This is a genomic window from Butyrivibrio sp. INlla14, assembly GCF_900102515.1.
Lineage (GTDB): Bacteria > Bacillota > Clostridia > Lachnospirales > Lachnospiraceae > Butyrivibrio.
Map to the genome: position 1 here is coordinate 45,296 of NZ_FMVS01000007.1, position 19,559 is coordinate 64,854.

The 19,559-nt window shown below is 43.5% G+C and carries 19 protein-coding genes; all 19 read left to right on the plus strand.

Going from position 1 to position 19,559, the window contains the following annotated elements; genetic code table 11:
- Positions 1 to 66 precede the first annotated feature (66 nt).
- The 19 genes from BLO53_RS05795 to BLO53_RS05885 all read left to right on the plus strand — a co-directional run bounded on the left by BLO53_RS05795 (position 67) and on the right by BLO53_RS05885 (position 19,558).
- On the plus strand, positions 67 to 267 hold the full coding sequence (locus BLO53_RS05795) for a hypothetical protein (RefSeq protein WP_091869766.1): 201 nt from the start codon (positions 67 to 69) through the stop codon (positions 265 to 267).
- A complete protein-coding gene (locus BLO53_RS05800; RefSeq protein WP_091869768.1) occupies positions 264 to 737 on the plus strand; it encodes a PcfB family protein in 474 nt (157 codons plus the stop codon). Before BLO53_RS05795 ends, BLO53_RS05800 begins: the two co-directional genes overlap by 4 nt.
- The gene (locus tag BLO53_RS05805; protein ID WP_092059663.1) at positions 734 to 2,497 is read left to right on the plus strand and encodes a VirD4-like conjugal transfer protein, CD1115 family; all 1,764 of its coding nucleotides are present in this window, start codon (positions 734 to 736) and stop codon (positions 2,495 to 2,497) included. Before BLO53_RS05800 ends, BLO53_RS05805 begins: the two co-directional genes overlap by 4 nt.
- Before the next feature lie 229 nt (positions 2,498 to 2,726).
- Entirely contained in the window at positions 2,727 to 2,939 is a 213-nt protein-coding gene (locus BLO53_RS05810; protein ID WP_091869775.1) for a Maff2 family mobile element protein, read from the plus strand.
- Between the two features lie 52 nt (positions 2,940 to 2,991).
- The gene (locus BLO53_RS05815) at positions 2,992 to 3,204 is read left to right on the plus strand and encodes a type II toxin-antitoxin system prevent-host-death family antitoxin (RefSeq protein WP_091869778.1); all 213 of its coding nucleotides are present in this window, start codon (positions 2,992 to 2,994) and stop codon (positions 3,202 to 3,204) included.
- A gap of 148 nt (positions 3,205 to 3,352) precedes the next feature.
- Complete coding sequence (locus tag BLO53_RS05820) at positions 3,353 to 4,219, plus strand: VirB6/TrbL-like conjugal transfer protein, CD1112 family (RefSeq protein WP_091869781.1); 867 nt, start codon at positions 3,353 to 3,355, stop codon at positions 4,217 to 4,219.
- Positions 4,220 to 4,283: 64 nt separating this feature from the next.
- Positions 4,284 to 4,670, plus strand: coding sequence for a PrgI family protein (locus BLO53_RS05825; protein ID WP_092059874.1), 387 nt, complete (start codon positions 4,284 to 4,286; stop codon positions 4,668 to 4,670).
- A gap of 19 nt (positions 4,671 to 4,689) precedes the next feature.
- A complete protein-coding gene (locus BLO53_RS05830; protein WP_092059876.1) occupies positions 4,690 to 7,089 on the plus strand; it encodes a VirB4-like conjugal transfer ATPase, CD1110 family in 2,400 nt (799 codons plus the stop codon).
- A gap of 27 nt (positions 7,090 to 7,116) precedes the next feature.
- A complete protein-coding gene (locus BLO53_RS05835; protein ID WP_242875312.1) occupies positions 7,117 to 8,877 on the plus strand; it encodes a C40 family peptidase in 1,761 nt (586 codons plus the stop codon).
- Between the two features lie 63 nt (positions 8,878 to 8,940).
- Entirely contained in the window at positions 8,941 to 9,306 is a 366-nt protein-coding gene (locus BLO53_RS05840; RefSeq protein WP_092059665.1) for a DUF4315 family protein, read from the plus strand.
- Positions 9,293 to 10,066: a CD1107 family mobile element protein gene (locus BLO53_RS05845; protein WP_092059667.1), complete on the plus strand. Its 774-nt coding sequence runs from the start codon at positions 9,293 to 9,295 to the stop codon at positions 10,064 to 10,066. Before BLO53_RS05840 ends, BLO53_RS05845 begins: the two co-directional genes overlap by 14 nt.
- On the plus strand, positions 10,063 to 10,602 hold the full coding sequence (locus tag BLO53_RS05850) for a hypothetical protein (protein ID WP_092059669.1): 540 nt from the start codon (positions 10,063 to 10,065) through the stop codon (positions 10,600 to 10,602). Before BLO53_RS05845 ends, BLO53_RS05850 begins: the two co-directional genes overlap by 4 nt.
- A 3-nt stretch (positions 10,603 to 10,605) precedes the next feature.
- Positions 10,606 to 11,091 (plus strand): hypothetical protein, encoded by a 486-nt coding sequence (locus BLO53_RS05855; RefSeq protein WP_092059671.1) that lies wholly within the window; start codon positions 10,606 to 10,608, stop codon positions 11,089 to 11,091.
- Positions 11,092 to 11,098: 7 nt separating this feature from the next.
- The gene (locus BLO53_RS19585; RefSeq protein ID WP_242875313.1) at positions 11,099 to 11,662 is read left to right on the plus strand and encodes a helix-turn-helix domain-containing protein; all 564 of its coding nucleotides are present in this window, start codon (positions 11,099 to 11,101) and stop codon (positions 11,660 to 11,662) included.
- A 1-nt stretch (position 11,663) separates the two neighbouring features.
- Positions 11,664 to 11,996 (plus strand): plasmid mobilization protein, encoded by a 333-nt coding sequence (locus BLO53_RS05865; protein WP_092059673.1) that lies wholly within the window; start codon positions 11,664 to 11,666, stop codon positions 11,994 to 11,996.
- Between the two features lie 41 nt (positions 11,997 to 12,037).
- Complete coding sequence (locus BLO53_RS05870) at positions 12,038 to 13,441, plus strand: relaxase/mobilization nuclease domain-containing protein (protein WP_092059675.1); 1,404 nt, start codon at positions 12,038 to 12,040, stop codon at positions 13,439 to 13,441.
- Between the two features lie 345 nt (positions 13,442 to 13,786).
- Positions 13,787 to 15,013: a DUF7309 domain-containing protein gene (locus BLO53_RS05875; RefSeq protein ID WP_092059677.1), complete on the plus strand. Its 1,227-nt coding sequence runs from the start codon at positions 13,787 to 13,789 to the stop codon at positions 15,011 to 15,013.
- On the plus strand, positions 15,010 to 16,857 hold the full coding sequence (locus tag BLO53_RS05880) for a C-type lectin domain-containing protein (protein WP_092059679.1): 1,848 nt from the start codon (positions 15,010 to 15,012) through the stop codon (positions 16,855 to 16,857). Before BLO53_RS05875 ends, BLO53_RS05880 begins: the two co-directional genes overlap by 4 nt.
- A 145-nt stretch (positions 16,858 to 17,002) precedes the next feature.
- Entirely contained in the window at positions 17,003 to 19,558 is a 2,556-nt protein-coding gene (locus tag BLO53_RS05885; RefSeq protein ID WP_092059681.1) for a type I restriction-modification system subunit M, read from the plus strand.
- Position 19,559: the final 1 nt, after the last annotated feature.

Sequence of the window (19,559 nt, forward strand, 5' to 3'; positions counted from 1 at the left end):
GGTATACCCCGGGCTGGCGCCTATTCTTTTCTAAAGGCTGGCACCAATTGTTGGAGGTTAATACAGATGTCACAGGCATATAACAGAGAAAAATACAGCGGAGGCAAGGCTTTTTGCGGAACAAGAGACCCGATTCCTACATCGGGAATGAAACCACATAACTGCAAGACTCCATGTCCATATGGTAACGGTACAACATTCTGCTTTCCGTGCATGGCTAAGATAATGGACGAGCACAGGCAGAATAAGAAGGCGGTGATGCTATGAACGAAGAAATATCGGAAAAGACCTGTCAGCTGGCCGCAGATACCGGTAAAATAACTGGACGGATTCTGTGGGCAATCCTCAAGGAATATTTAAGGAAACGTGCTGAGAAAAAAGCTCTTCCCAAAGAGGGCAAGCAGACAGTAAAAGAGCTTGTGAAACAGGGGCAGGGTGCCACCAGCATGGATGTTGATGGTGACAGCGTCCGTACATTCAAGCGCATAGCCAATAAATACGGCGTTGATTTTGCCATCGTAAAGCACAAGGATGTGGATCCGCCCAAGTTCACTGTCTTTTTCAAGGCAAAAGATATGGATGCCATCACTGCGGTGGTGCAGGACTACACTGCCAAGATAGTGAAGCGCCAGGATAAAGAAAAGCCCAGCGTTATCGCAAAGCTGCGTCAGCTCAAGGATTTCATTGCAAAGCATCCTCGCAAGGTAAAAGAGAAATTTAAGGAGAATGTCAGATGAACTCAAAGACCAAGAAGACAATTATCCTGAATATCCCGTACTTTGTAGTGGGTCTCTTTTGCACTAACTTTGGAGAAGCGTGGCGCATATCCTGGGGAACTACGGTTGCAGAAAAGGTTCAGGGCATGGTCATATACGGAGGATTCGGAGAAGCCTTTTCGAACTTTTTTCCAAGCTTTCATCCCTTTGACCTTGCTGTTGGAATAGCGTGTGGGGCAGCACTTAGGCTGGCGGTCTACCTTAAAGGTAAGAATGCCAGGCACTTTCGACACAACGTCGAATACGGCTCAGCCCGGTGGGGGAAACATGAGGACATAGAACCTTTTATAGACCCGGATTTTTTTAAGAACGTTATCCTGTCCCAGACGGAGCGCATTACCATGAACTCCAGGCCAAAGCTCTTTAAGTTTGCAAGGAATAAAAATGTGCTGGTCATAGGCGGTTCCGGTTCAGGTAAGACAAGATTCTTTATCCTGCCTAACCTCCTTCAGATGCATTCATCCTACGTGGTCACTGATCCGAAAGGGGATATCGTAAATCTTGTGGGCAAGCTCTTTGTGAAGGCTGGTTACAGGGTAAAGATCTTCAATACCATCAACTTTAACAAGAGTATGCATTATAACCCCTTCGCATATCTGCACTCGGAAAAAGATATATTGAAGCTGGTAACTACGCTGATGGTCAACACCAAGGGCGAAGGAACTCCCGGAGATCCGTTCTGGGAGAAAGCAGAAAAACTGCTGTATACGGCGCTCATTGGATATATCTACTATGAAGCACCGGAAGAGGAAAAGAATTTCAATACTCTACTGGAAATGATCAATTCCATGGAAGTCAGGGAAGACGACGAAAACTTCAAAAACGCAGTAGATATCCTGTTTGACAGGCTTGCCAAAAGAGATCCGGACCACTTTGCAGTAAGGCAGTATGTCAAATTTAAGATGGCTGCCGGCAAAACTTCGAAATCTATTCTCGTGAGCTGCGGTGCAAGACTTGCGTGCTTTGATATTAAGGCACTCAGAGACCTTACATCTTATGATGAACTGGAACTTGATACCCTGGGAGATAAAAAGACAATTTTGTTCCTGATCATGTCAGATACGGACGCAACATTTAACTTCCTGATATCTATGATCTACACCCAGATGTTTAATCTCCTTTGTGAAAAGGCAGATGATGTCTACGGTGGAAGGCTTCCTGTACATGTGAGATGCCTTATCGATGAGTGTGCCAATATCGGACAGATACCGAATCTTGAAAAACTTATGGCGACCATCAGAAGCCGTGAGATTTCTGCGGCGCTGGTGCTGCAGGCTAAGTCTCAGCTAAAGGCTATCTATAAAGATAACTGCGAGACCATCATAGGCAACTGCGACAGCCAGATCTTCCTTGGAGGCTCAGAGCAGACAACGCTTAAAGATCTCAATACCATTTTGGGTAAGGAGACCATTGACATGTACAACACCGGAGAATCCAGGGGGACATCCCAGAGCTACAACATGAACTACCAGAAGCTCGGTCACGACCTTATGAGCGTTGATGAGCTTGCTGTCATGGATGGCAGCAAATGTATCGTACAGGTGAGGGGCGTAAGACCTTTCCTGTCTGACAAATATGATCTTACGCAGCATCCTAACTATAAGTATACAGCGGATGCAGATAAAAAGAACTGGTTTGATGTGGAAAAATTTTTAAGCCACAAGCTGGTTCTGAAACCTGACGACGAATATGATGTCGTCACTGTAACAGAGGAAGATTAGAGCTTATTGCTGTGTCGATAAAGGGCATGGCTCTAAAAGCTTTATCTTATATGTATGGCCATACGCCGGAAATCAGTCGACGGGTTTCTGGCAGCAACTATCAACCGGCATTCCAGTAAACATGCGGAATGTCGCTAACAAACAAAAACTATTTGCAGAAAGGAGAGGGTGCTGCTATAATAGTTGCATACATGATGTAGCTAATATGGTAGCACCTATAATAGCTACTATGGCATTCTTCAATTCAGCGGTCGGCAGCTTGCAGACCATCGTAATCGCACTCGGCGCAGGCCTCGGAATCTGGGGCGTTATCAACCTTCTTGAAGGTTATGGAAATGACAATCCAGGCGCCAAATCACAGGGAATGAAACAGTTAATGGCTGGTGGAGGTGTGGCACTTATCGGTACTACACTTGTTCCTCTTCTTGCTGGATTATTCTGATTGAAAATAGCTATTATTCGTGATACTATATTCGTGAAAGGCAGGTGCCATCATGAATATAGACACGAATACTATGCTATCAATCACTGATGCAAATCATAACTTTTCCAAGGTAACTAAGGTCGTAGACAAGTATGGGTCAGCTCTTATCCTAAAGAGCAACGAACCGAAGTACATGATACTTGACCTTGCAAATGTAGACGAGAAGGCGCTTGAAGCCATAATGAAAAAGATCGCTAAAAGTGGAAAGAAAACAGATAGGTAAGGCATCTTGCATCCTTGAAGTTGTGGTTCATCCAGCGAAGATAATGAAAATTGAATATTGTAACCTTTAGGGGCTGATCATCATAACCGGTGGTCAGCCTTATTTTTTACAAAAAACTACTAACAATGAAAATTAGAGGAGGGGTGTTTTGGAGAGAGTATTACAAGAAATAGAAGAATACCTGAAGAACCTGATTATCCCTTACCTTATGAGTCACTTGAGCAACATGTTTGATTCTGTTAATTCAGAAGTCGGCAGCATTGCATCGGAGGTTGGAAGAACGCCTTCAGCGTTTTCGCCATCTGTGTTTGGAATGATACGCAATATCTCTGAAACAGTGATATTGCCAATAGCAGGAATAATATTGACGTTTGTTGCCTGTTATGAACTGATACAGCTGATCATAAGCTATAACAACCTGGCGAACTTTGAGACCTGGTTCATCTTTAAATGGATCTTCAAGACTGCCATTGCAGTGGAGCTGATAACACACACATTTGATTTTACAATGGCGGTGTTTGATGTGGCACAGCATGTGGTGGCAAGCGCGGGAAGTCTTATCGGAGCTTCGACAGCGGTTGATGCATCAGCGCTGGCTGGTATGCAGAGCACACTTGAAGCCATGGATATCTGGAGCCTTGTGGCATTGTATTTCCAGGTTTCCATCATCATGATAATAACGCAGCTTCTTTCAAAGATAATCTTTGTGATCATATATGTGAGAATGATTGAGATATACATGTATGTCTCAATGGCTCCGATCCCATTTGCTACCTTCGGGAACAGGGAGCAGAGCACAATCGGAATGAACTATGTTAAGAGCCTTTTTGCCCTTGGCTTCCAGGGATTTCTTATCATGATCTGCGTTGGGATATATGCGATGCTCATTCAGACACTTGCTTTCTCAAGCGATATAGTTGGCTCTTTATGGGGAGTCTTGGGATATACGATACTGCTGGCATTCTCACTGTTTAAGACAAATACAGTGGCGAAGGCAATCCTGCAGTGTCATTAACTTTAGGGAAGGAGGATGCCAAAAATGAACAATTCAGCTTGGATTTACATTTTTGGTTACTTATATGGCGGCTTCGTACATTAGTGTCCCCAGGGACTTAACAAAGGTAAAAAGCAAGATCTTATTTAACCTCACAAAAAGGCAGCTCATATGCTTTTCGGTGGCGGCACTCATAGGAGTTCCGTCATTTTTTCTTATTAAGAGCGTGGCTGAGGTAAATGTGGCAGTTATGGGGATGATGGTGATCATGGTGCCCATCTTTTTCTTTGCCATGTATGAAAAGAACGGACGACCTCTGGAAGTATACCTGGGGCATTTCATAGAGGCTATTTTCATAAGACCTAAGAAACGTCCGTACAAAACGGATAACTATTATGCAGCGCTTATGCGCCTATCAAAAACAGAACAGGAGGTGGAAGAAATTGTTCGTGCTTCCATGGAACAGGAATAAAGAAACAAGAGAATTTACAGTGCCGGAGGGCTTATCAAAAGAGCAGCAGAAGGAAGTAAAAAGAATCATAAAAGAGGCTCAGAAGAATGACGGTACGCCAAGGACTGCACAGCAGACACTTCCCTTTGACAGGATGTTTCCTGATGGGATATGCAGGATCGGGGATGATTATTATACCAAGACCATCCAGTTCCAGGATATCAATTACCAGCTTGCCCAGCAGGAGGATAAGACGGAGATATTTGAGGAATGGTGCAGCTTCCTTAACTTTTTTGACAGCTCTGTGCATTTCCAGCTATCTTTCATGAACTTCGCAACTGAGGTTGAGGACTTCGAGAAAAAGATTGCGATAGATCATCAGGATGACGGCTTCAATGAAGTTAGGGATGAGTATTCAGGAGTTCTTTTAAAGAACATGCAGGCTGGTAACAACGGTCTTACAAAAGTAAAATATATAAGCTTCGGGATCCATGCTGATTCCATGAAGTCAGCAAAACCCCGTCTGGTCCATATCGAGATGGATATCCTCAACAACTTTAAGAGGCTTGGAGTTCGTGCTGAAACACTTGATGGAGAGCAGAGACTTGAGCTTATGCACAGGCAGATGCACATGGGAGATAATGCGAAGTTCCACTTTGACTGGAAGTACCTTGTGCAGTCGGGACTTTCTGTAAAAGATTTCATCGCGCCAAGTTCATTTGAGTTTCCAACAGGAAGATATTTCAAGATGGGCGATACCTGGTGTGCCATGAGCTTTCTTTCAATCGATGCATCAGATATCAGCGATAGGATGCTTGCAGATTTCCTTGGCATGGAGTCCAGCCAGATCGTTACAATGCATCTTCAGTCCGTGGATCAGAACGAAGCCATAAAGACTGTAAAGCATACGATCACTGAGCTCGACCGCTCCAAGATCGAGGAGCAGAAAAAGGCAGTGCGTGCCGGATATGATATCGACATCATCCCTTCTGACCTTGCTACTTATGGCAAGGATGCAAAAGACCTGCTAAAAGAGCTCCAGTCCCAGAACGAGAGAATGTTCCTTCTGACATTTATTATCATGAATACCGGAAGAACAAAGCAGGAACTGGAAAACAATATATTTCAGGCATCTTCAATAGCTCAGAAACATTCATGTAATCTGGTGCGTCTCGACTTCCAGCAGGAGCAGGGACTTGTAAGTACCCTTCCTCTTGCCTATAACGAAGTTGATATCCAGCGCGGCATGACTACTTCAAGTACAGCGATCTTTGTGCCGTTTACGACTCAGGAGCTGTTCCAGGATCACAAGGGTGCTCTATATTATGGACTCAATGCACTTTCAAACAATCTTATCATGGTTGACAGAAAGCTACTTAAGAACCCTAACGGCCTTATACTTGGTACTCCCGGTTCCGGTAAGTCTTTTGCAGCTAAAAGAGAAATCGCAAATGCATTCCTCGTAACTGACGATGATATCATCATCACTGATCCGGAAAATGAATATCGTGCAATGGTGGAATATCTTGGCGGACAGGTGGTAAGGATAAGTCCTACCTCTGACCAGTACGTCAATCCAATGGATATCACCATGAATTATTCTGAGGATGATAATCCTGTAATGCTGAAGGTTGATTTTATCTTGTCCCTATGCGAGCTCATCATGGGCTGTAAGGACGGACTTCCGCCTACAGAAAGAACAGTCATCGACAGATGTGTAAGGTTAGTATACAGGAAATATCTGGAGGATCCAAGACCGGAGAACATCCCGATACTGGAAGATCTCTATAACCTTCTTTTGCAGCAGGAAGAGCCGGAAGCGAAGTATGTAGCCACAGCTCTTGAAATATATGTATCAGGATCCCTCAACGTCTTTAACCACAGGACCAACGTGGAACTTCATAACCGTCTGGTATGCTTCGATATCAAAGACCTGGGCAAGCAGCTTAAGAAGATAGGCATGCTCATTATTGAGGATCAGGTCTGGTGCAGGGTTTCGGAGAACAGGGAAGCAGGGAAGTCCACAAGATACTATATGGACGAGCTACACCTTCTTTTACGCGAGGAACAGACTGCAGCATATACTGTAGAGATCTGGAAGCGCTTCAGAAAGTGGGGCGGCATGCCGACAGGCATAACTCAGAACGTAAAAGACCTGCTGGCATCAAGGGAAGTAGAGAATATATTTGAAAATTCCGACTTCATTCTTATGCTGAATCAGGCCATAGGGGACAGGGCAATCCTGGCAAAACAGCTCAACATAAGTCCACATCAGCTCTCGTATGTAACGCATTCGGGAGAAGGTGAAGGGCTTATTTTTTATGGCAACGTTATTCTGCCGTTTATCGACAGATTCCCGAAGGATACCAAGCTCTATGAAGTTATCAACACCAAGTTCATAGAGCAGAATAAAGTGGCAGATGAAACAACCGGTGCATGAGCACTGTAAATCGAGAGGAGAAGTTAAATGGATGAGGGATTATACACAAGAATTCCTTCCACGGATAAGGGGACAACCCCGGAGGGAGTGCAAACAGGAAGACTTAAGACCTATGGCAGGAAGCTGAAGAATAAGACAAGTGCCAGTAAGTATTATGGAGAGAAGCTCCGTACCGGAAAGGCGGATAACAAAGCTACTGCCGAGGAGGCAGCAAAGAGCAGAAAGCTCCATAAGCAGGGGAAGAAGAAATCTGCAGAGCTGGAAAGGATTAGAAAATCTGAAGCGGGACGAACTGTGAGCAAAAGTTCGGCAATTTCTTCCGACGCTTCAAACGTAGCTACTCTGGTCAGTTATGCCGGGCAGCTTACGGGAAGTTCTTCTGAAGAAAAGGAAGAGAGTGCTGTTGCTGAGGAAGTCTTTGATACCGGTGGCTATATCGCCAGCGGTGCTGTCAGCAGTGCCACAGCAAAAGTCCGTAACAAAAAGTACAGTAATAAAGTCCATGGTAAGAGACATCTTTCCGGAACCACTGAAGATGCTGCAAAGCTTCGGGCACGAAAGGAAATGCAGAAGAAGGCTTCCAGAACCCAGGCAAAAGCAGCGGAGAACAGCGGTAAAATCGGCAGGAAGATCACTGACAAGGCAGAAGATCTGATAACGCTCCTTGCAGAGACCATAACAGAGTTCGTAAAAGATAATCCGGTAATTGCGGCAATCATAGCTGTTGTACTGCTCCTTATCCTTGTGATCATGGGTATGTTCAATTCCTGTGCTGCTCTTGGCTCGGGTGGCCAGAGCGTAACTGTTATAACAACTTTCACTGCGAAGGATGAAGATATTCTGCATGTTGAAGACGACTACAAGGATCTGGAAGAAGACCTGCAGGGAGAAGTGGCTGATATAGAGTCTGACTATCCGGGATATGATGAGTACAACTTTTACCTGGATGAAGTTGGGCACAATCCCTATCAGCTGGCTGCGATACTCACTGTGATATTTGAAGATTACAGGCGGGGCGAAGTGCAGGCGAAGCTTCAGGAAATATTTGACCTTCAGTATGAGCTCACCATCGAAGAAGTAGAAGAGACCAGGGAACGTGAAGTTGAGAAGACCGGCACCCGATGGGTGGAGGACGATTCTTATCCTGAAGGTGGCTATGAAGAAGAGTATACCTATACCGAGACAGAAGAGTATCAGTACTACATTCTGAACGTATATCTTGTGAACCATACGCTTGAAGAAGTGGTTAATGAACTGGGATTTACTGAGGATGAGTTGGCAAGGTATGAAGTGCTTCTTGAGACCTTTGGCAATAAGAAGTATCTCTTTGGTGAAGATGATATCTACAACATCCCAGGAAGAGGCGAGGGTGACTTCGATGATTACAGAGTCCCTGGGGAATACCTTACGGATGAAGAATTTGCCCGGATGTTGCGTGAAGCTGAAAGATATCTCGGTACTCCATATGTCTGGGGAGGATATGATCCCGATGGCTTTGATTGCTCTGGGTTTGTGAGCTATGTCATCAATCACTGCGGTAACGGTTGGAACGTCGGAAGACAGACTGCTAACGGTCTTAGGGGTATCACAGGATATGTTCCTGCATCGGAAGCTAAGCCGGGAGACCTGGTATTCTTCCAGGGAACATATGATACTGCAGGCTGTAGTCATGTTGGTATCTATGTAGGTAATGGAATGATGATCCATGCAGGAAATCCAATCCATTATTCTTCCATAAACACGCCGTACTGGCAGAATCATTTTCACTCTTTTGGAAGAATCAACTGAGTGTTGAACAATACTAATACTGCGAGCTGTCCGCATGGGCAGCTCTTTTGTTTGGAGGAGATTATGTTTGAAAAACTAAACAGAGCAAGGGCTGACCATGAACGTAATGGCCGGAAGCTGGCTGAAGCCCAGAAAAAGTTCGATGAAAGTGCAGAAAGGCTTAAGAAAATCGAGACTGCTACTATTCTGGATCTGGTCAAGATGAGGAGTCTTACGCCGGAGCAGCTTGCGGAAATTGTTGGAGGCGGTGACACTCCGATTCCCACAGAAGCTACGTCGCTAAAGGGTGCACCGATAGCTGATGTGGACTTTAGCAGCACTGACAATAGTGTAATAGACGGTGCAGAAGCAGACGAGGAAGAAAGCTCTTTTGCTGAAACAGAAAAAGAAACAGATCATGAGGAGGATATCTTAGATGAAGATTTTTAATATGTTAGCTGCAAGGGCAAAAGTCCTTGGCTGCTCGGTGGCTCTTTGCGGGTCACTTTTTTATTTGAATCCTGTTACAGCTTTTGCTGGAGGTGCTGACTGCATCTGCGAGACAAAGTGTACAGAAGATCATGTGGATGACACTTGCCCTATCTGCAGGGAAGACTACAGAAGCTGTGAGGGCAAGGATCCTGAGATAGAAGAGAAGTGGGGACCACTTACTCCTGACGGGAACATGGAGCTTGTTGACGACTATGGCAGTATCGAAGCTGGTGGAAAGCAGTTCATCACTGTTATGACCAAGAATGGCAACTATTTTTATATCATCATTGACCGTGATGATGACGGAAAAGAGAGTGTTCATTTCCTGAACATGGTTGATGAGTCTGATCTTTTGTCCCTGATGGATGAAGACCAGGTGTCTGAATATATTGCTGTTACAGGAAAAGGAAAGGTAGAGGAAGAAAAGAAAGTAGAGACTCCTGTACCGACTCCTGAACCGGAACCAACTCCCGAGCCGGAGCCAGCACCGGAACCTGTAAAGGAAAAGAAAAATGTTAATGGGCTCATGGCAGTGATTCTGATCATAGGTCTTGGCGGCGCTGGTGGTTACATGTACTACACATCCACAAAGAACTCCAAGAAAAAGAAGAACACTGTGGATCCAGACGCAGATTATTTTGACGATGAGTATCAGCAGAGTTTTGCTGACGATGAAGAGGAATCATATGTAGATGATTCGGGAGAGGGGGATGAATGATTACAAGTGTAGAGTTTTCAAAGGCTAAGCTCCGTAAGGCGCTCGAAAAGCTTTTTGGCATGATGGATTATGACCAGCTTATGTGCGGCGTGTCCGAAGAGGATGAGGACAGATACGTTGAAATGGATGATGAGGATATTGTAGAGGATATGGCAGATAACTTTGCCGATAAGCTCTATCCGAGTATCCTTTATGGCTTCAGGGAATATATTGATGACGTTGAAGGCAGAGATGCAACTGGCAGGCTTGTGGGTGACGAGCTTTTCTTTGAGCCTGCTGCGAAGATATATTCTGCTTACAACGATTATTATGGTGACCATGCCACTGAGATTTTTGGTGGTGAGGAAGTATATTTGCTTTCTGACGGAGATATTATCCTTGTCGATCGTGTGGAAGTGGAATCAGGAAGGACCAGGCTGGTATACAGAAGACCGGTGAAAAAGCTTGAGAGCAAGGGTGATTTCTACATCAATGAGAGTAAGCTCTTTGAGTGGCTGGCATTACAGGCTGGTGAATATATAGCGGAGGAGGACTAAGCCATGGCAGATGATGGATGGATCAGTGCAGATGATTATGATGGCGATATCCCATTTCTTTCTGATGAAGAGAACAGGATGAGAGCTCTGGCAAGGCAGGCAAAAGCTGATGCAGCCTCCGACGATGAACTCCCCTTCGGAGGCTTTGATAACAGCGAAAAGATTGAGGCTCCGGTAACTTCAGATGTTGTAGGTGAGTGTCCCTGTTGTGGTTCACAGGTTGTTGACAGGGAGAAGGCTTTCTTTTGCAACAACTATGACTGCAATTTTGCTCTTTGGAAGAACAACAAATTTTTCCAGGCTATCAGCAAAGAAATGACCAGGGATGTTGCAGAGGAACTTCTTACCTGCGGAACTGTTAGACTGGATGGCTGTAAGTCAGTTAAGACCGGCAATACCTTTAACTGCTATGTTGACCTGACTGTTGACGAGGAAGAGAGGGCGCAGTTCGCTATCCGATTTCCCAAAAAGAAATACAGGAGGCAGTGATAACGTTATGGAAGTTATGACGGGTAAAACTATAGAAAAGTGGAGCGATGTTGGAAGTGGGACAGTCCATGCTGCGGATGAAAGAGTCGTTGCAGCAAGTGACCTGTCACAGGGCGAGAGGTTCAGACAGCTCCGTGAGATCACTGGGATGAACAGAAAAGATTTCTCTGAATATCTTGGCATCCCTTACCGAACCATGAGCGACTGGGAAAATAATCTTAGGACCATGCCGGGCTATGTCTTTGCACTTATAGATTACAAAGTGCGCTCTGAGTTTGGCATGAAGCTTCCACAGGAGCTTGATCCCAATACTCTTGGCAATGTCAGGAGAGGTCTCGAAGACCAGATCGAGCAGAATGACAACAATCTTGACGGCTGCATCAATAACGTCAAAGTTGAAGAGCCTGTCGGGAAGATTACAGATAACAACGCTAATGGGATTCCTGATGAAGAGGAAGCCAGGGATGAAGCACGAGATAAAGTTTCTATCCTTAAGCAGCTCCATGAAGCAAAACATGGCTCTAAATATGAGCGGGAGATTAAGCCGGCAGTTCCGGCGCTGGGGTTATGATATGAGACGTACAGATACGCAGATACAGGTCAGGGTTTCATCTGCTGACAAAGAGAAGATCATGGATCGTATGAAGAAGGCTGGTATAACCAACCTTACCGCCTACATGAAGAAAATGGCAATTGATGGCTATATCATTTTGCTTGATATGTCCGATGTGAAGGATGCATTGGAGATGCTTCATGTAAATGGTCTGGTGCTGGGAGAACTGCTGGAAAGAGCTGAAGCCTCCGAAGCAATCCCACATGATGACATAGTTCTTTTACAGGAACAGCAGGATGAAATCTGGAAGACCATGCAGCAGATACTTATAAGATTATCAAATATTTCTTAGGTGATTCCACAGCGGGATGCACTTTTTCTTTTGGGAGGATCATGGCAGCAACAAGACTCATACCCATGCATGTGGGTAAAGGCAGGAGCCTTGAGAAAAGTCTTAAGGCGAAAATTGAATATGCGATAAATCCTGATAAGACCCATGGCGGAGAACTGGTATCATCTTATGGATGCCAGCGCGAAACATCTTCGCAGGAATTTTATTTTGCCAAGAGCAGATACGAACAGAAGACCGGTAAGATCATTGAGGGTGATGTCATTGCTTATCAGATCAGGCAGTCCTTTAAGCCCGGGGAGATTACTCCGGAGGATGCAAACCGCATCGGATATGAGACTGCCATGAGGTTCACCCATGGAAATCATGCTTTTATAGTTGCTACCCACACCGACAGGGCGCACATCCACAATCATATCGTGTTCAACTCCACAACCATAGACTGCAAAAGGAAGTTTAAGAATTTCTATCTGTCAGCTTTTGTATTGCAGAAAATCAGCGACCTTCTATGTTTGGAGAATGGACTTTCTGTAATAAAGCCAAGGCCATACAGCGAAAGGGAGAAGCGGACTACTTATCCAAAGTACAATGGTTTTCGAGATGATATCCGTAATTCCATTTCCATTGCTTTAGGGAAAAGACCCGTCGACTTCAATGCTCTTTTATTGGAACTGCAGAGTCAGGGCTATGAGATAAAACGTGGAAAGCATATCGCTGTCAGAGGCAAAGGCCAGAAGCGTTTCATAAGATTCAGATCCCTGGGTGATGGATTTACTGAGGATGACCTTAGAGAGAAGCTTGAAGGTATAAACCGTGGTGCTGCTCCAGAGTCAAAGCAGCCATCCTACATGGATAAGGACTTCGACCTTCTGATAAACCTTCAGGATGTAATTGCAAAATGTAAAGGTCCAGGGTATGAGCTCTGGGCTAAGAAATATAATGTGAAAAATGTCATGAAGGCAATTCTCTTTTTCCAGGAGCAGGGGCTTCGGTCATATGCTGAACTTGCTGAGAGAGCAGATAGCTCATCCAAAAGATTTGGCGAACTTGATCAGACCATCAAAGCATCAGAGAAGAGACTTGATGAAATCAGTAAGCTCAGAAATCATATCATCAACTATTCCAAGACCAGAGACATCTATACTGAGTATCGTAAGAGCGGTTACAGCAAAAAATATTTTGCAGAGCATAAGGATGACATCATGAAGCACAAAGCAGCCAAGGATGCATTCGATAAACTTGGAACCAAGAAGCTTCCTACCATGAAGGAACTTGATGCAGAGTTCCAGGTCGTACTTGCAAAAAAGCGCGCAGCCTATTCTGAGTACCGCGAAGCAAAAGACAACATGACCAAGTACCAGATTGCAAAATATGACATCGACAGGATTCTTGGAATCACAGAATCACCGGAACAGAATAAAACAAAACAGCAGGAATCATCCCGCTGAATATAACGGGCACTATCTTTTTCACAGAAGGTGGTGCCCATCTTTTTTTATTTTCTATTGCCATCATTCTGGCGGACTTTTCATTTAGCTCCCGCAGGGAGCGTAGCCATATTGAAAATATGTGTGCAAGGGGATTGGGGATTTCCCCAACAAGCGTCCTGGCAGTACCGGGACATTGCTTGCGAAGTTACGACCGTAGGGAGTCAGACCTGCGTGCATGGGCATTCATGTGACCTGTCAGGTCACAAAAAACATAAAATGTGATCTCTATGGTTACAGACATGGAGGCTGTCTTAGTGTAGAATAGTAGCGAATGATTATAGAAATCGGAGACGATATAAAAGCATGAGCATAACAAGAGATCAACTTTATGAGACAGCATTCCGCTACAAGAAGGCAGGACTTTGGAAAACATTATGGGACAGCGAGGTCTTTGCCATAAAACTTAAGAGCGGTGAGATTGGATATATCAGCATCATGGGTAAGAGCGGCGAGCATAACGCCCTGGGTCTTTATGTAGGCGATGAAGCCTTTGGAAGCTTCAGACTTCTGCAGGGACTTAACTGGCATGAGATGCCAGACTACAAATTTCATGAAGCTCTTTTGCAGCAGAAGTGTCTGCAGATGGCGCTGGAGAGTAAGGACAACTTTATTCCGGAGGAACTGAAAGAGGTAAGAGCCTATTGCAAGGCCAATCGTTTAAGACCATCAGGTAAAAATGCTTATCCCCAGTTTGTAAAATACGAACCAAACTATCATCCATGGAAGGTCCAGTCCCAGGAGGATATGGAAGCTCTCAATGAAGCAATGGAAGCATCCATCCTCATGGCAGAAGCTGTAAAAGAATTGGACCCGGAGGTCATGGGTATTATTTCTGTAGATGAGACTGTGGATGAAGTACCACTGTTTGAAGTAAAGGGTAAGTACCTCCATACTATTGGACTCATACCACTTCCATATCGTCAGGAAGAAAAGTATGAGTACATTACAGCGACTAATGAAGTATCAATCGCTGCAGTGAAGAAATTAAAACAGCAGGGCATCTGGGAGACAGAGTTCCTTAGAATGCTGGAGCCTGTTCAGAATAATCCGGAGGAGACACCACATTATCCGGCGCTCCTTCTTTGCGCCGAGAACAAGAGCGGCTACATGCTTCCTGTTCCAATCGTGGAATATGTTGAGAGGAATCCCCAGCAGCTGGTAGAAGAATTTGCCAAGGCTTGGAAGATGCAGGGCATCTGCCCCAAGGAAGTGCGCTGCCGTGATGAAAGAACCTTTGCCATGATTAAAGATTTCTGTGAGAAGGTCGGAGCAAAAGTCAGGATATATACGAAAGAGATGCCGGCCCTGGATGATGCGGAGCAGGCGCTTTTTGACAAATCCCTTGGAAGAGATCCTGAAGAAGCAATTCATCAGCTGGAGCAGGTCATCGATGAAATTCTCGGCATGAGCGATGAGGAACTCCGCCTTATGCCAAAGCCTATGATGGATGAACTGAAGCTCCTCATAGAGCATGAGATTTTCCCTGAGGAGATTGCACAGGAACTTAGGGAGAAGCTTAAAGGTATATGATTGAAAGACTAAAGACTTATTCAAAAAGAATAATTGGAGTATTGTATGCTGCGATTATGGCTACGACAGTTGGATGTGGGAATAATGCATCGCTTGTAATAGAACAGCCGGAATCGACGGAGCAGGTTCGGAGTGCTGAAAATAGTATCTCTGAACAGCAAGAGGAACAGTATGTCCAGGATATTGGCACAGAAGATGAAGCAGATTCTGACCAGAAAGCATATGCTGAGATTCTTGATTGCTATTACTACGAACTCAAGAGTCAGCAGATATATGATGACTTTTGGATAAATGCACCCTTTAATACCATGGCGACTTACGCGTATTCAAAAGATGGATATGATAAAACTGGTTCGCTTGATTATACGGGCTATGGCTTTGTTGATCTTAATGGTGATGGAATCAATGAACTTATTATTGGGAATCTGTCGGATGATGAGAGACTGGATAAGATGGTCTATCTTATCAGTACTATCCACAATAATGTACCTTATGGTGTTCTGACAAGCTCTGAGACCATAAACTATTATCTGTGCCAGGATAATAAGATAGGTTATGAGGCTCATGGGGTGGATTATAAGTGGTCAAATACCTACAGATGGTATGAGTTTGCTGAGGACGGCTTGTCAACGGATTATATTGAGGGGGTTCAGTCATATAAGGGCGATGACGATAGTATGCTCTGGAAAAGAGAAGATGCCTATGGTAATGAAACTGATATTTCTCAAGATGAGGCTGAAAAAGCGCAAGAGAAGTATTTTTCAAGCAGAATCCAGGCAGAGCTGACTCCTTTTGCAGATTATTCACCAAAGAATCCTGAAGATTATTATGGTGACGATGCTGGAATGGTATTTGGCAAAGGGTATTCTTCATGGAATGAAGGGTATTTGGCTTACCTTAATGAAAACATGTCAAACGCTGAGTATGGTTTCATATATGCGCTTATATATGTTGACGATGATGATATTCCAGAGCTTGTTTGCGATTCTGGTGTTGAAGCTGGAGGATGCCAGATTCTTACGTTCTATGACGGACAAGTAAATGTTTTCCAAACTGCCAGACTGTACTTTACATACATTGAGAAGGGCGGCCTTTTGTGTAACTCTGAAGGTCATATGGGATATTATTACGATTATGTATACCGCTTAGAAAAAGGGAAGTGGAAACCAACATTTTCTGGGTCCTATTATGAGTTTGATGAGTCCCAAGAGATTGACTATGACGAAGAAACTGGACGATACCATACGCTTCACTATGAGGTAGATGGAGAGGAACTTGATGAGCAGACTTATTTGGCCAAGCTAAAAGAGGCCTATGATGAGGAAAAGGCAAAAGAACCCGACAGTTATCTTCTTGTAGATGATCTTATGTCATATATTTCCGATGGCAAGATGTATTCTGCAGATCATAGATATGAACTTGTTATAGAGGATTGTACATGGGAAGAGGCTGCGAAGAAGTGCGAGGAGAAAGGCGGCTATCTTGCTTCCATGACATGTGACGAAGAATTTGATGCAGTCGATGCTCTTATCAAGGCTGAGGGGAAACAGAACTATTGCTTTTATATCGGAGCGAGATATATGGACTACGGCTTTGAATGGACTGAACCAGGTCTTATACAACGAGATTGCACTGGAAGTGGCTACTTCAAGCATTGGTTAGATATGTTCCCGAGTTACCGAGAAACTCTTCCTGATGGAACTGAGATACAAGAGGATTACTGTGAATATATCTACCGAAAGTCAGATGACAAATTTTATATCAATGATGTTCCCAATGATGTGATTGCGTATTATCCAGGATTTAAGGGATGTATGGGGTATATATGCGAATATGATAACTGAATAATGTAACTGAAACCCGGTCAAATGAAACTGACCGGGTTTTTGAATAAAAAAATAAATGACTGGCGATGTATCATAGCGTGAGGGTCGGATTTGAATTATAATATTAATTGTGTAAACAATAACGCTAAAGGGAGCGATTTTTATGAATAAACAACAGCTTGCAGCAAAAATATGGGAATCTGCAAATCAGATGCGATCCAAGATTGAAGCCAATGAATATAAGGATTATATTTTAGGCTTTATTTTTTATAAGTTCCTTTCTGACAAAGAGGAAAAGTATTTGCTTGGATTGGGCTATACAAAAGAAGATATGAATACGGTAACAGAAGATGATACTGAAATCATGGAAGATGTTCAGAACAACATAGGTTATTTCATCTCATACCAGAATCTCTTCTCAACTTGGATTAATAAGGGAGTGGATTTTAATGTTGCAGATGTAAGGGATGCGTTGTCTGCATTTGAGAGATGCATTAATCCGCTGCAGAAAAAAGTATTTGAAAATATCTTTGAGACGTTGAGCGTAGGTCTTTCAAAGCTAGGTGATACAGCTGCGAATCAGACCAAGGCTATTAGCGAACTTATCAGACTGATTGCAGATATTCCGATGGATGGCAAGCAGGATTATGATGTTCTTGGCTTTATTTATGAATATCTTATTTCAAACTTTGCGGCTAATGCCGGAAAGAAAGCGGGAGAGTTCTACACTCCTCATGAAGTATCAATACTCATGAGTGAGATTGTGGCTAACCACCTGAAGGATAGAAGTGAAATAGAAATATTTGATCCAACTTCTGGATCAGGTAGCTTGCTGATAAATATTGGTAAGAGCATTGCAAAATATCTTGGCGACAGTGACAAGATTAAGTATTATGCCCAGGAACTGAAGCAGAATACTTACAATCTTACAAGAATGAATCTGGTTATGAGGGGAATCCTTCCAAGCAATATCTTCACTCGTAATGGAGATACATTGGAAGAAGACTGGCCATATTTCGATGAGAATGATCGCATTGGAACCTACAGACCATTGTATGTTGATGCGGTTGTATCAAATCCTCCATATTCGCAAAAGTGGGATCCATCAGATAAGGACGCTGATCCTAGATATAAAGAGTATGGACTTGCTCCGAAGGGAAAGGCAGATTATGCCTTCCTTTTACATGATCTTTACCATATTAAGCCTGATGGAATCATGACAATTGTATTACCGCATGGAGTGCTGTTCAGAGGTGGTGAGGAAGGTGCTATCAGAAAGAATCTTATTGAGAATAATAAGATAGATGCAATCATAGGTCTTCCGGCTAATATCTTCTTTGGAACAGGTATTCCAACCATAATTATGGTTCTTAAACAGAAGAGAGAAAACACGGATGTACTGATTATAGATGCATCTAAAGGTTTTGAGAAAGTTGGTAAGAATAATAAGCTTAGGGCATGTGATATCAAGAAGATAGTTGATACTGTTATCGGAAGAAAACCCGAAGAAGGGTTTTCTGCAGTGGTTTCCAGAGAAGCGATCAGAGAAAATGATTACAACCTTAATATTCCGCGCTATGTAGACTCTTCAGAGAAACCGGAGAAGTGGGACATCTATGCATCTATGTTTGGAGGAATTCCGAAGTCAGAAGTGGATGAACTTGCAGAGTACTGGGATGCATTCCCTAATTTAAGAAATGCTCTTTTTACAAACGCATCAGATCAGTATCTTTCTTTCACTGATTCAAACTTAAAGAAGCTTGTAAATGACCATGAAGATGTAAGGGGATTCATGAATTATTATGAAAAAGCGTTTGACGGCTTGGATGCATTTTTGGGCAGAGAGCTGATTGATAACCAGGATAATCTTAACATTGCTGCTGAGGAAGAAGTACTCTCATCGGAAGTGTTCAAAAGGTTTACTGGGTTAAAACTTGGAAATCCTTATGAGGCATATCAGATTGTGGATGATACCTGGGCGCAGATATCTATAGATCTGGAAATTATACAGACAGAAGGTCACGAGGCAATCCGTAAAGTTGATCCTAACATGGTGACGAAGAAAAAGAATAATAAAGAAGTTGAAGTTCAAGAGGGATATATCGGACACATATTCCCGTTTGAGCTTGTTCAGAATACTCTGCTAAAGGATGAAAAAAAGAGTATCGCGGATCTTGAGTCAAGGCTGTCTGAGATCACATCAGAATATGAGGAACTCCTTGAGAACTTGTCAGAGGAAGATAAGGAAGCTGCATTTGTCAATGAGGATAAGACAGAGTTTGTCTTTAAAGAAGTTACAAAAGCGATAAAAGATAAGGATGTTGAAGGAGATGCCTTGAATGTCTTAAAGAAGGCGGATACCTTGAACAAAGAAGAGAAGAATCTTAAAAAGAGTATTAAGGACAAAACGGTAGCATTAGAGCTGGCTACCAAAGAGAAGATAGAGCAGTTAAGCGATTCAGAGGTCAGAGATTTGTTTGTGAAAAAGTGGATTGACCCAATTACTTCGGGCATAGCAGAAATCCCAGCACAGATAGTCAAGAACCTTATAACAAGTTTGGAAGCAATTGCTGCAAAGTACGAAACAACCTATGAAGAGGTTGATGAAGAAATAAGAAAAACATCCTCAGAACTTGTTGGTATGTTAGGCAGCCTTACAGGCAATGAATATGATATGCAGGGCATTTCAGAGCTTAAGAAGTTATTAGGGGGTATTTGAT